The following is an 11,950-nucleotide window of genomic DNA, read 5'->3' as shown; positions in this document are numbered from 1 at the left end:
CATGCCGAAGGTGACAGTGGACCGGAGCCGCTGCATGGCGGCGGGGCACTGCGTGGTCAGTGTGCCGGAGGTGTTCGACCAGGGTGACGACGGACTGGTGGTGTTGCTGGACGGTGCCCCGGTGGAGGAGCGGTGGCAGGCGGTGCGCCTGGCCGTCTCGCTCTGTCCCTCCCGAGCGCTGTCGTTGAACGAGTGATCGATGGTGGGGTGGGCCCGGAGGCCCACCCCACCATCAGCCGTTCAGGTAGGCGGTGCTCGCCGGATTCCACCGATCGCCGTGCACCTGGTCAGCGGGGACCGCGGCGGCGATCGCCTCGAGCTCGGCCGGCCCGAGCAGCAGCCGCGCGGCAACAGCGTTCTCGGTCAGGTGGCCGAGTCGGCCCGTGCCCGGGATCGGGATGACGTCCGGGCCCTGATGGTGCAGCCAGGCCAGCGACAACTGGGCGCTGGTGAAGCCGAGTCTGCGAGCCAGAACGATCAGGCGGTCGGCCAGCGGGAGGTTGCCGGCCAGGTTTTCCGGCTCGAACCTGGGCAGTCCGATCCGCCGGAAGTCCTCGGTGCCCAGCTGCTCGACGCTGCGCACCGTGCCGGTGAGGAAGCCACGGCCGAGCGGGGCGTACGCGATCACTGTTATCCCCAGCTCGCGGCAGACTGCCAGGGCCCCCCGCTCCACATCGCGCGACCAGAGGGACCATTCACTCTGCAGCGCGGCGACCGGTGCCACGGCGTGGGCCCGCCGCAGCGTTTCCGGGGACACCTCGCACAGCCCGTAGGCCCGGATCTTGCCGGCCTCGATCAAGTCGGCCAAGGCACCGGCGGTTTCCTCGATGGGTATGGTGCGGTCGGCGCGGGTGAGCTGGAAGAGGTCGATGTGGTCCACACCCAGCCGGCGCAGCGAGGCGTCGCAACTCTCCCGTACGTACGCGGGATCGGCCCGGATGCCGGTGCCGACGCCGGGACCCGGGCGGACCACGCCGAACTTGGTGGCGATCACCGCCCGGTCCCGGTATCCGGCGACTGCGCGCCCGACCAACCGCTCGTTGTCGCCGTGGCCGTACACGTCGGCAGTGTCGAGCAGAGTCACGCCGAGGTCGAGCGCCCGCCGGATCACGGTCACCGCGTCATGTTCGGTCACCGGCCCGTAGAACTCGGACAGGCCCAGACAACCGAGACCCTGGAGGCCGACCGTCAGCGGTCCGATCCTTCGCTCGGGAAGGCCGAGGTGATTGGCTGTCGTCATCTGATGAGCCGTCATTTCAGGAAGAGGACCAGGGCGGACTCGTACTCGCTGTGCGAGTCCTTGACCAGAGGCCGGAAGGTGCGGTACCCGATCGCGCCGCGCAGCGGTCCGGCCACCACGACGGCGGGGAAGCTCGCGAACTCGCCCGCAGTCAGCCTGGCGTCGTCCACCAGGCCGCCCGCGCGGATGACATGGCCGTCGTCAAGGGTGATTTGCTCACCGAAGTACGCGACGAAGTGTCCGTCCGTCGGGTCGCGGTAGAGCATCTGGCCGGCACCCTGAGTGTGGCCGATCTGCTTGCCGTCCGGCCCGAAGATTTCCAGGCGAACGGTGGCGAAGTCGTTCTCGGTGGGCGTGCGGCCCGTCGGATCGGAGTTGGTGGAGGAGTACGCCACGACTTTCTCGCGCAGGTCGCGCAGGATCAGTGAGCGGCCGGGTCGGGCAAGCCGGCCGACCGAATCGGAGATGGTCGGCGGTGGCGCGGCCAGCCGGGCACGCAGCCGGGACACGGCCTGGTCGAGTAGGAGGGGCAAGGGGCGGGAAGCCATCGGAGTCCTCCGCGAGAGGGGGTGCGCCAAGTCGCCCGAAGCTACTCGTGCCGACTGAATCCGCCCTTAACCGCCTGGGTCGCAGTCAGTGGGGGAGGACGACCCCGGTCAGGAAGTGGTCCAGCAACTGGGCGCTGCCATCCCGGTCGGCGGTGGCGTTCTCACGGACCCAGGCGACGGCGCTGAGCAGATCGAAGAGCTCGTCAGGCGTCAGCTCGGGGCGTACCAGGCCTGCTTCTTGGGCCCGGGCCAGCAACTGTGCGCCGCTGTCGTGCATGGCGGAGCAGGCGGCGTGCGACGGGGTGCCCTCGTCGTACATGCTCTGGGCAAGGATGCCGACCAGTCCGCGGAACGTGCTGAAGTGGCGCACCGCGCGGTGCATCCATTCGGTCAGTGCCCCCAGCGTGTCCGCCGAGGTGTCCGTCTGTTCGGCGTGCTCCACCAGTTCGGCCAAGCCGTCCCGGGTGGCGGCCTCGACCAGGGCGGCTCGGGTCGGGAAGTGGCGATAGAGCGTGCCGATGGCCACGCCGGCCTGGCTGGCGACATCCTCCAGGGCGGCTTCCGCTCCGTGGCTCTCGAAGGCCCGGCGGGCGGCGGCGAGGATCGCGTCGTAGTTCCGGGCGCCGTCGGCCCGCTTCGGGCGCTGCGCGATGTACGGCGCCGGGGCGGTGGGCTCGGCGCGGTCGGTACCGACCTGGTCGGAACGGCCGGTGACGGTCTTCGGGGTGGGCACGATGCTCCTTTGCTTGACTACCGGAGGGTCCCTCAGGTTAACTGCTCGGCATAACCTGAGGCTGTCTCAGTATGCCACTTGCCCATGTGACGCACCGTGGAGGAATCCTTGACCGCCGAAACCGTCTCCGATCAGGGCTCCGCGCCCACGGCCTCCAGGGAGCCATGGGCACTCGCGCTCGTGGCCATTGTGGGCGCCGAGTTCATGCTGCAGCTTGACGGAACCGTGGTGAACGTGGCACTGCCCACGCTCCAGCACGACCTCGGCATCTCGGTCAGCAGCGGCACCTGGGTGCCGAACGCCTTCTTCCTGGCGTTCGGCGGCTTACTGCTGCTTGCCGGACGGCTCGGCGACGTGCTCGGCCACCGCCGGGTGTTCGTCAGCGGCATCGCCTTGGTGGTGGCCGCCTCCCTGGTGGCCGGGCTGGCGCCCGACGTGCCGATGCTGCTGGTCGGTCGAGCACTCCAAGGTGCCGGCGCCGCCATTGCCGGACCCACCGGACTCGCCTTGCTGGCCATCGTCTTCGAAGGCGAGCGGCAGCAGCGCGCCTTCGGTCTCTACTCCACGGTCACCGGCCTCGGGGCCTCGGCCGGCATGCTGCTCGGCGGCCTGCTCACCTGGGCGGGGGACTGGCGTTGGAGCCTGCTGGTCAATGTGCCGGTCGGATTGGCGATCATCGCTGTGGCGTTGCGCGCGCTCGGCACCGAGCGGGGCACTACCCGGGCCCGCTCGCTGGCCCTGCCCAGTGCCATCCTGGTCACCCTCGCGGTGGGCGCCGCCGTCTACGGCGTCGTGCACGCCGCCGAGAAGGGCTGGGGTGCCACCGAGACCTGGCTGCCGCTGGTGGTTTCAGCCATTCTGTGGGTCGTGCTCGCCGGTGTGGACTCCCGTGCGGCCGACCCGCTGCTGCCCCGGCAGATCTTCGCCAGCCGGGAGCGGGCCGGCGCTTTCGTCAATCTGCTGCTGCTGGCGGCCGTACTCACCAGCTTCCTGATCTACCTGGTGCAGTACCTCCAGACCGTCCTCGGCTTCACCGCCCTGCAGGCCGGTCTGGCGATCCTGCCGTTCGGCGGTGCGCTGCTGGTCACCACTCAGCTGCTCACCAAGCACCTGTCCCGGTTCGGCCTGGTCACCCGGGCGGTGGCCGGACTGGTGCTGATCCTGGCCGCCGTGGCCTGGTTGAGTCGACTGGACGGCTCCAGTTCCTACGCGAGTGGTGTGCTGCCGCAGATCGTGCTGATCGGCGTCGGTGTCGGGGTGGCCATCATCCCGATCAATATGATCATCTTTACTACGGCGCCGCCGGAGTACGCGGGTGTCACCGCCGGTGTCCTGCAGACCGCTTTGACCGTCGGCGGCTCGTTCGGACTTGCCGTGCTGCTGATCCCGGCCACCTCGGGGCGCCGCGGCCTGGCGGCCAACGTTTCCGACGTCTTCGGCTGGGCGACTGCCATCACCGCGTTGGCGGTGCTCGTGTCGTTCGCCTTCTGGGTGCGGCCCAAGCGGACATCTGCCGCCGGTGGCGAGAGCCGCTGACGACGGGGCCGTCGGCGGCGTCGTTGGCCGAAGATAAACCTTCTGTTACAGGACAGGAGCTCGATGCGATCGGGCTCCTATCCTGTAGGGGCCGTCCGCATACGAGATGTTCTTTGGGGGAAGCGGTGCGGCTCATCCGGAGGGAGGCGTCGAAAGATGGTCGTCAGTGTCACCACGGCAGGGGCAGCCGTTGAGGTCCGCCAGAGCGAACTCGCTGCGCTGGCAAGGGCGATAACGGCAGCCCGCGAGGGGCGGTCCGCGACGGTCTGGCTCAGCGGAGAACCCGGTGCGGGCAAGACCAGGCTGCTCGGTCTGCTGGCCGGTCAGGCCCGACGGCACGGGGTGATCGTCGGGCGCGGCCTCGGAGTCGAACGCAAGCCGGCTCCTTACCATGCGTTCTGCCAAGCCCTTACCGCCGCGCACGAACTGCTGGCCGGGGCGACCGGAGGTGTCCTGCCCGACCTGCGTGCTGAACTGCAACGGCTGGGCAGTGAACCGGAGTTGATCAGCCCGGTGGCTGCCCGACGGTTGCTGGCCGGTTTTGCGAGCGCCGCCCCGGGCGGCCTGTTGCTGCTCCTCGACGACTTCCACGGCGCTGACCGGGCTTCGGTCGATCTGATGAACCTGATGGCGCATCAACCCGTGGTGGGCGGACTTGTCCTGGTGATCTCCTATCGTCCGCGGCAGGCCCGAGCAGCCCTGCGCGCCGCCGCGCGGCTCGGCCTCGAGCTCGGAACGGCCGATGAACTCCCGCTCGCCCCCATGACGCTGGAGCAGAGCTCTGCCCTGCTCGGTGAGTCGGCCACCGACTCCCGCGCCATCCGGCTCCATGAACTCGCCCATGGCAACCCGCTCTACCTCGCCGCACTGGCAAACAGGCCCGCCACCGATTCCTACGGCGCAGCGGCGCCCGCCCCGTACGAAGGTCTGCGGAACTGCGTGCTCGCCGAGATCGCGCCGCTGAGCCGGCAGGCACAGCGGGCCGCTTGGGCCGCCTCGGTGTTGGGCGAGGTCTTCGACGTCGACTCGGTGGCGGCTGTCGCCGAGCTGCCGCGGTCCGAGGCCTGCCGGGCGCTGGGCGAGTTACGCCGTTGTGACCTGGTCCGCCCCGCGGTACAAACCGGGCAGCTGGTCTTTCGGCATCCTCTACTGCGCGACTACCTCTATGTCGACGCCGACGGCTGCTCACGCACCGACGCGCACCGCCGGGCGCTGGTCCACCTCGGCGCGGTGGGTGCCGGCCCGATGGAGTTGGCCGCGCACGTCATGGGCTCCGGGCCGCTGATGACGCCTGCCGACCGGCCGGTCCTGGTGGCCGGGATCCGCGCTGCGCTCGCCGCCGGAAGGTCCGCACAAGCCGGTTGGTGGACCGTTGCCGCCCTCCGGCTGGGTCGGGCGGCGGCCGGCAGCGCGGACCACGAGCGCTGTGCCCTGTGGCAACCCGTGGTCCAGGCCCTGGCAGCGGACGGTCGGGTGGCCCAACTGACCGACATGACCGCTGAGATCCTGTCCGCGCTGGCGGCCGCCCCGGTCGCCGACCGGGTTTCCGCGACAGTCTGGTTGGCCACCGTGCAGGCAGCGCTCGGCCGGATCGAGGACGGCCGCGTCCTGCTCGCCGGAGCGCTGGCGGAGACAGCGGGCCATCCCGAGCTGCGTGCGTTGATCCAGGTTCAGATCCAGCTCTGCCGGGTGCTCGGCGGCCAGCTGCCGTCCAGCACCGAGGTTGAAGCGCTGGTCCGTGAGACAGCCGGAGCCGACCTGGTGACGGTCGGCGGCTGCCTCTGCCTGCGAGGGCTGTGTAGCGTGTTCGCAGGTGACCTGCAGGCGGCTGCTGAGGCCCTGGAAGCGGGCAGGCGGCTGCTCGACACGGCCGAGCCGCACGGGCTGACAGGGGTTGGCTACGCCTCTTTCCTCACCGTGCTGGCCAGCGCCGAGTCCGCACTCGGCCGGTACACCGCTGCTGCCGCTCACGCCGGCCGAGCGCTGGCCGAGGTCCAACTCCGCGGTGACCGACACCTGTTGCCGGTGCTGCTCAACGTGCAGGCCTACGTGGCATACCAGCAGGGCCGGATGGTCGAGGCACTGGCTGCGGCCAAGGCGGCCGGCGACGGCGCCGGGACAGTGGCCCGCACCGACCAGGTTCTGCTGGCCAATGCTTTGACCGCTGCCGCCTGGGGCTGGCTCAACACCTCGTCGGACACGATGGAATCCCAGCTGGCCGACGAGGCCTTGGCCTATCGATCGGACGTCGCGACGCCGCGTGCCACCGTGGCGGCCATGCTCTTCGCCGAGGCCGCGCTGGCCGCGGGCGATGGAGCCACGGCCCTCACCCTGCTGCTGCCCACCCCCGGGCGGCGGGTGCAGAAACCCAATGCCGTGCTTGCCGCGCGGGTCTACGAACTGCTCACGTCCGCCGCACTGGCGGTGGGGGAACCGGCCGAGGGATGGGTGCGGCGCGCCGAGGCGGCTGCAGAAGTGGTAGGCCTGGCCGAGCAGACCGGCTACGCCTTACTGGCCCGCGGCCATCTCCAGGCTGCCCGCGGCCGGTCGGACGACGCCGCCCGCAGCTACGGCGAGGCGCAGCGCCTGCTCGGTGGCAGCGCCGCCGGAGTCCGTGCCGAGGAACTGGCACTCGCTGCCGACGGCGCCGGTCGGTACGGGCAGCCCGCCGAGCTGCGCAGCCTGACCTGCCGAGAACGAGAGGTCGCCGAACTGGCCGGAGAGGGCCTGAGGACCCGTGACATCGCCCACATGCTTGATCTCAGTCCACGCACCGTCGACGTGCACCTCGCTCGGATCTACCGCAAGATCGGCGTCAGCTCCAGGGCCGGACTGGTCCGGCTGATGGCAGTGCTACGAGCCGTCAGCTAGCCAACGGGTGCAGATCGAGTATTCCGTCTGCGCGGAGGATCGCCTGGTGCAGTTGCCGCAGCGAGCGGTGCGGCTCCAAGCCCAACTCCGCCCGAAGCACCCGCCGTGCCGAGCGGTAGACCTCCAGGGCCTCGGCCCGCCGCTCGGCGCGGTAGAGCACCAGCATCAGCTGGCGGTAGAACGCCTCACGCAACGGGTACTCCGCGGACAGGCCGTTCAGCAGCCCGATGACCTCGCGGTGCTGCCCCAACACGGTGCGCGCCTCGATGGCCAGCTCCAGGCAGGTGAGGCGCTCCTCCTCGACCCAGCTGCTGAACGCGGAGACCACCGGGCCGTCACCATGGCCGTCCAGCACTGGGCCGCGCACCAGCGTCAGCGCCGTTTCCAGCGCCTCCAACGCCGCCTCCGGGCGCCCGGCCGCCAGCCTGGCACGGCCGACTCTCGCCGCAGCCGTGAACTCCTCGGCGTCGTAGCCGGCCGACCGGCGCTGGAACCGGTAGCCGGAGGCGGCCGTGATGATGGCCTTGCCGTCCGATTCGCCGGCCCGGGCCAGGAACTTGCGCAACTGAGATATGTAGACGTGGATCGCGGCCGGGGAGCTACGGGGTGGATGATCGCCCCACAACTCAGTGGTGAGCTGCTCCTTGGTCACCACACGCCCCTCGGAGAGCATCAGTAGCGCCAGGGTGGCCTCGGCTTTCGGGGCTGACAGCGTGAACGCCTCACCGTTCGGCGCGCAGACGCGAAGGGGGCCCAGCAGTTCGTAGCGCATTTGCACCTCTGACTTGAGGAGTTGCGGGAACATGTGCCTGACAGGTCCCAATCCTTGGCCCATTGGGGCAGCGCGCACATCGTGGAAAGTACGTACGTAGCGTTAGATTGGCTGAAAACTATCTCCTTCCTCGGTGGCTGTCCGGCCGCTTCGGGCCCGTCGGCTCCGACAGCCGCAACCGCGGTTCCCTGCACGCCGACATCTGGAGCGGCACCGTCGTCGCCGAGCTTGCCGACTGCGGAGCCTTGGCGGCCTACCCGGCCGGGGGCTGGTGGAGATTCCAGGCAGGTCCGACCGCGTTGGCCGGCCGGTCGCCTACGCTCTGCTCGGGTCCCTCACGACACCCGAGGTCGAGACCGACCTCTACACGCCCACCGCGGTACGGCTTGGTGTACTTATCTCCGCCAGTCTTGTCGCGCAAGTCGAGACGACCTCCGGAATCCCTGTGCAGTTGCCCCTGACGCGGTGGATCGCGGGTAGGAGTCCGGGGCTTCGGGAGGGCGGCCAACCATGCAGCCTGAACGTTGCCTACTCAGGCCAGCCGGGTCAGGTGCAACTTTGCCCGGGCGGGCGAGGGGCTTCGGGCCCGAGTACTTCTCGTCGCAGAAGACGAGGTCGGAGGGCCCCACCGGGCGACCTCCAGCAGCCCGGTGGGGTCCTCCAGCCACTCGGGGCGGTGCGGGGATGGTTCCGACCCGCACAGGGACGGTGACGCCGTCGCGCTCTGCGCGGGAATGGTCCCACGCTGGTGGAGGCCAGATTCGGGCTGACGAATTGCTCCCTGCGCCCGCAGGTTCGCAATGTCGTCGCACCTGACCCGATCTGTGTCAAGTGCCTGGTCATCATAAGCCCCGGGGCTCGCAATTGATCGGGGGCCGCATTGGGAGCCTCGTTCGCCGACGTCTACTTCACCGACAGCCTTCTCGACCCTGCCCGCGCCACCGCCCTCGCGTGGCCGTGGAATCGCGCGGCCGGCCGCGAACGGGCCGCGACGCCGTCGGTCGGTAAGGCGGGCGACGGGTGTGCGGCGTTCGTCGCCCACACCGGACTCGCCAGCCCCTGCCGGAGCGTCATGGGCTCCGCAGGGGGAGCGCCCCGGGGCTCCCGCCGAGGCCTTTCCGCCGTTGCGCGGAGGGCGTTTCCCGGGGCGGAGGGTTCCTTCGCGGGTGAGCCGGCGGTGGTGGTCGCGGTGAGCATCGGGGCGTTGACCGCAGGGGTTTCGGCCGGCGGGCAATGGAAGCCGCGGACGGTGCAGCCGTGTTCGCGGGGCGTCGACGGCGAGGCCGAGGCAGGCCGGGGCCGGCTGTGAGCCGGTCCCGGGTGGCGGTCAGTGTTCGCTGTCGAGGTGGGTCATCTGGGCGGCGGCGTAGCGGGTGCCGGCGGCGGAGTCGGCGGGGACGGCCCGTTCGATGGCGGCGAGGTCGGCGGGAGAGAGGGCGAGGGTCTCGGCGGCGAGGGCCTCGGTGAGGCGGTCGCGGCGGCGGGCGCCGACGAGGGGGACGATGTCCTTTCCCTGGGCGGCGACCCAGGCGATGGCGACCTGGGCGACGGTGGCGCCCCTGGCGTCGGCGACGGTGCGCAGGGCGTCGACGAGGGCCAGGTTGTGGTCGAGGTTCTCGCCCTGGAAGCGGGGGCTGTGGCGGCGGAAGTCCCGGCCGCCGAGCTCCCGTTCGCGGCTCCAGTGGCCGGAGAGCAGGCCGCGGGAGAGCACGCCGTAGGCGGTGATGCCGATGCCCAACTCGCGGGCGGTGGGCAGGATTTCGGCTTCGAGGCTGCGGGAGAGCAGGGAGTACTCGATCTGCAGGTCGACGATCGGGTGGACGGCGTGGGCGCGGCGCAGCGTCTGCGCGCCGACCTCGGACAGGCCGATGCGGCGGACCAGGCCGGCCTGCACCATCTCGGCGATCGCGCCGACGGTCTCCTCGATCGGGACGGCCGGGTCGAGGCGGGCCGGCCGGTAGATGTCGATGTGGTCGGTGCCGAGGCGGCGCAGCGAGTAGGCGAGCGAGGTCTTGACGGCGGAGGGGCGGGCGTCGACGCCGAGCATGGCGCCGAAGGCGTCGCGCTGGGCGCCGAACTTGACGCTGATCACGGCCTTGTCGCGGTCGCGGCCGCGCAGGGCGTCGCGCAGCAGCATCTCGTTGTGGCCCATGCCGTAGAAGTCGCCGGTGTCCAGCAGGGTGATGCCAGCGTCGAGTGCGGCGTGCACGGTGGCGATCGATTCGGTGTCGTCGGCCGTGCCGTACGCGTCCGACATGCCCATCAGGCCGAGGCCGAGGGCGGAGACGGCAGGTCCGTCGGTGCCGAGGATGCGGGTGTCCATCAGGGTGCCCCGTTCGCTGTTAGCGGCGTTATTGGTGAAACCGTAGCACCGATAATCCACTGCTAGCAAGGATCCGGTAACGTTGCTCCGCATGAATGCAGACGCCGTCTCCGACGCCCGCGAGCGCATCCTCGCCGCCGCCGCCGAACTCCTCGCCCAGGGCGGCAGCGAGGCCATGTCGACCCGCGCCGTCGGAGCCGCCGCCGGCGTCCAGGCCCCCACCCTCTACCGGCTGTTCGGCGACAAGCAGGGCCTGATCGACGCCGTGGTCGACTACGGCTACCGGCGCTACCTCGCCGAGAAGACCTCCCGCGCGCCCGGCCCGGATCCGGTCGACGACCTGCGCCGCGGCTGGGACCTGCACGTCGAGTTCGGCCTGACCCACCCTTCCTTCTACACGTTGATGTACAGCGCCGCCCGCCCCGGCGAGGCGGTCGAGGCCGCCGAGCAGGCCGGCCGGATACTCACCGCGATGCTGGAGCGCACCGCCCGGGAGGGCCGACTGCGCCTGCCGGTGGCGCTGGCCGCGCAGATGATCCGCGCCGCCGCCCTCGGCGTCACCCTGACCCTGATCGCCGAACCGCCCGCGACCCGCGACCTCACCCTGTCCGGCTGCCTCCGCGAGACCGTCCTCGCCGCGATCACCGGCACCGCCCCCGCCCCCGAGGCCCTCACTCCGGCCGCCCTCGCCATCTCCCTGGACGCCGCCCTGCCCGAGCGGCCGGACGGCTTCACCGCCGCCGAGACGGCGCTGCTGCGGGAGTGGCTGAACCGGTTGGCGGGCTAGCCGGGCGGGGCGGGGCTGAGGGCGAGCATGATCAGGGCGGTGAGTTCCTGGCGGCGGCTGACGCCCGTCTTGGTGAAGACGGACTTGAGGTGGTCCTGGACGGTGTAGGGGGTGAGGGCCAGCCGCTGGGCGACCTCGCGGGTGTCGGCGCCGCGGATCAGCAGCAGGGCGACCTCCTGTTCGCGGGCGGTGAGGCCGTACGCGGCCAGGTGCAGGGGGATGACGTGCGCGGGGGAGGCGGGGGTGGCGACCACGGTGACCTCGTCGGCGGCCGGGTCGGCGGGGAGGGTGTCGCGCAGCGTCGCCGCGTGCAGCAGGTACCAGTGGCCGTCGTGGGTGCGGATCCGGACCGGTACGTGCGGGGTGGGCAGTCCGTGGGCGGCGCGGCGGGCGTGTTCGGCGGCCATCGCGATCGCGGTCGGGACGCCCAGCGAGGTCGGTGACGGGTCGGCGAGCCGGGAGAGCAACTCCTCGGCCGGGCCGGACAGCGCCCGCGGCCGGTTGTGCCGGTCGAGCAGGACGACCGCCGGGGTGGGGTCGGGCGCGGTCGACGCGGTCGGCGGAATGTGGCTGGCGCGCAGCGCCTGGCCGAGCAACCGGGCTGCGGTGTCCGCGAGTTCACGCTGCTGCGCCGGAAAGGGCCCCCGGTCGGTGGCCCGCATGAACGCCGCGCAGCCCCACATGCCGCCGGCCGCGTCGAACACCGCGCGCAGCTCGTCGCCGAACCCGTACCGGGAGATCTGCTCGCGGAACCGGATGCTGGTGTGCGGCGCGCCCCGGCTGGCCCGGCTGAGGGTCTCCGCCTGCACCCCGCTGTGCCGGATCTTCGGGAAGGTCGCGAGGTCGTCCGCCCACACCTCCAGGTGCACCGCGTCCTGGAACTGGCCGAGGTTGAGGTCGTCGCTCTGCACCGAGTTGACCAGCCCGGTGGCCGGGTCGCTGGTGTGCCAGCAGACCGCGTCGAACTCCAGCGCGGGGCGCAGGAGTTCGTCGGCGTGGCGGAAGATCTGACTACTCGTCAGTCGGCGGGTGGAGAGCTCCCGCAGGCCGTCGATCGCTGCCCGTGCGGCGGTGCGCTGCGGTCCGCGTAGTCCCATGGGGGGACGCTAGCACCTGTGTTCGGGATGTGGCGACGGTGCG

Annotated in this window: 10 protein-coding genes; 4 read left to right on the top strand and 6 right to left on the bottom strand. The window is 71.1% G+C overall.

Annotation, left to right across the window (positions count from 1 at the left end):
• Position 1: 1 nt before the first annotated feature.
• Complete coding sequence (locus ACIQF6_RS21370) at positions 2-196, top strand: ferredoxin (RefSeq protein WP_400897234.1); 195 nt, start codon at positions 2-4, stop codon at positions 194-196.
• Positions 197-232: 36 nt separating this feature from the next.
• On the opposite strand, the gene ACIQF6_RS21365 is transcribed toward ACIQF6_RS21370, so the two are convergent.
• The 3 genes from ACIQF6_RS21365 to ACIQF6_RS21355 form a co-directional block, all read right to left on the bottom strand.
• On the bottom strand, positions 233-1,255 hold the full coding sequence (locus ACIQF6_RS21365; protein ID WP_400897232.1) for an aldo/keto reductase: 1,023 nt from the start codon (positions 1,253-1,255) through the stop codon (positions 233-235).
• Complete coding sequence (locus tag ACIQF6_RS21360; RefSeq protein WP_400897230.1) at positions 1,252-1,788, bottom strand: hypothetical protein; 537 nt, start codon at positions 1,786-1,788, stop codon at positions 1,252-1,254. Before ACIQF6_RS21360 ends, ACIQF6_RS21365 begins: the two co-directional genes overlap by 4 nt.
• An 85-nt stretch (positions 1,789-1,873) precedes the next feature.
• Complete coding sequence (locus ACIQF6_RS21355) at positions 1,874-2,440, bottom strand: TetR/AcrR family transcriptional regulator (RefSeq protein ID WP_400897279.1); 567 nt, start codon at positions 2,438-2,440, stop codon at positions 1,874-1,876.
• A 189-nt stretch (positions 2,441-2,629) separates the two neighbouring features.
• Here ACIQF6_RS21355 and ACIQF6_RS21350 point away from each other — a divergent pair, with 189 nt between their 5' ends.
• Complete coding sequence (locus ACIQF6_RS21350; RefSeq protein ID WP_400897228.1) at positions 2,630-4,057, top strand: MFS transporter; 1,428 nt, start codon at positions 2,630-2,632, stop codon at positions 4,055-4,057.
• Between the two features lie 156 nt (positions 4,058-4,213).
• Positions 4,214-6,928 carry an AAA family ATPase gene (locus ACIQF6_RS21345; protein WP_400897226.1) on the top strand — a complete coding sequence of 905 codons (2,715 nt, stop codon included), beginning with the start codon at positions 4,214-4,216 and terminating at the stop codon, positions 6,926-6,928.
• On the opposite strand, the gene ACIQF6_RS21340 is transcribed toward ACIQF6_RS21345, so the two are convergent.
• Complete coding sequence (locus ACIQF6_RS21340) at positions 6,921-7,700, bottom strand: BTAD domain-containing putative transcriptional regulator (RefSeq protein WP_400897224.1); 780 nt, start codon at positions 7,698-7,700, stop codon at positions 6,921-6,923. The two genes, ACIQF6_RS21345 and ACIQF6_RS21340, sit on opposite strands and share 8 nt — an antisense overlap.
• Positions 7,701-9,027: 1,327 nt before the next feature.
• On the bottom strand, positions 9,028-10,023 hold the full coding sequence (locus tag ACIQF6_RS21335) for an aldo/keto reductase (protein ID WP_400897222.1): 996 nt from the start codon (positions 10,021-10,023) through the stop codon (positions 9,028-9,030).
• A gap of 91 nt (positions 10,024-10,114) precedes the next feature.
• Here ACIQF6_RS21335 and ACIQF6_RS21330 point away from each other — a divergent pair, with 91 nt between their 5' ends.
• Positions 10,115-10,810, top strand: a complete 696-nt coding sequence (locus tag ACIQF6_RS21330; protein WP_400897220.1) for a TetR/AcrR family transcriptional regulator — start codon at positions 10,115-10,117, stop codon at positions 10,808-10,810.
• Here the strand turns inward: ACIQF6_RS21330 and ACIQF6_RS21325 are convergent.
• Positions 10,807-11,907, bottom strand: a complete 1,101-nt coding sequence (locus tag ACIQF6_RS21325; protein ID WP_400897218.1) for a LuxR C-terminal-related transcriptional regulator — start codon at positions 11,905-11,907, stop codon at positions 10,807-10,809. The genes ACIQF6_RS21330 and ACIQF6_RS21325 overlap by 4 nt on opposite strands.
• Between the last annotated feature and the right edge of the window lie 43 nt (positions 11,908-11,950).

The sequence above is a fragment of the Kitasatospora sp. NPDC092948 genome (assembly GCF_044754805.1).
Lineage (GTDB): Bacteria > Actinomycetota > Actinomycetes > Streptomycetales > Streptomycetaceae > Kitasatospora.
This window is presented reverse-complemented; position numbering and strand designations above follow the sequence as displayed.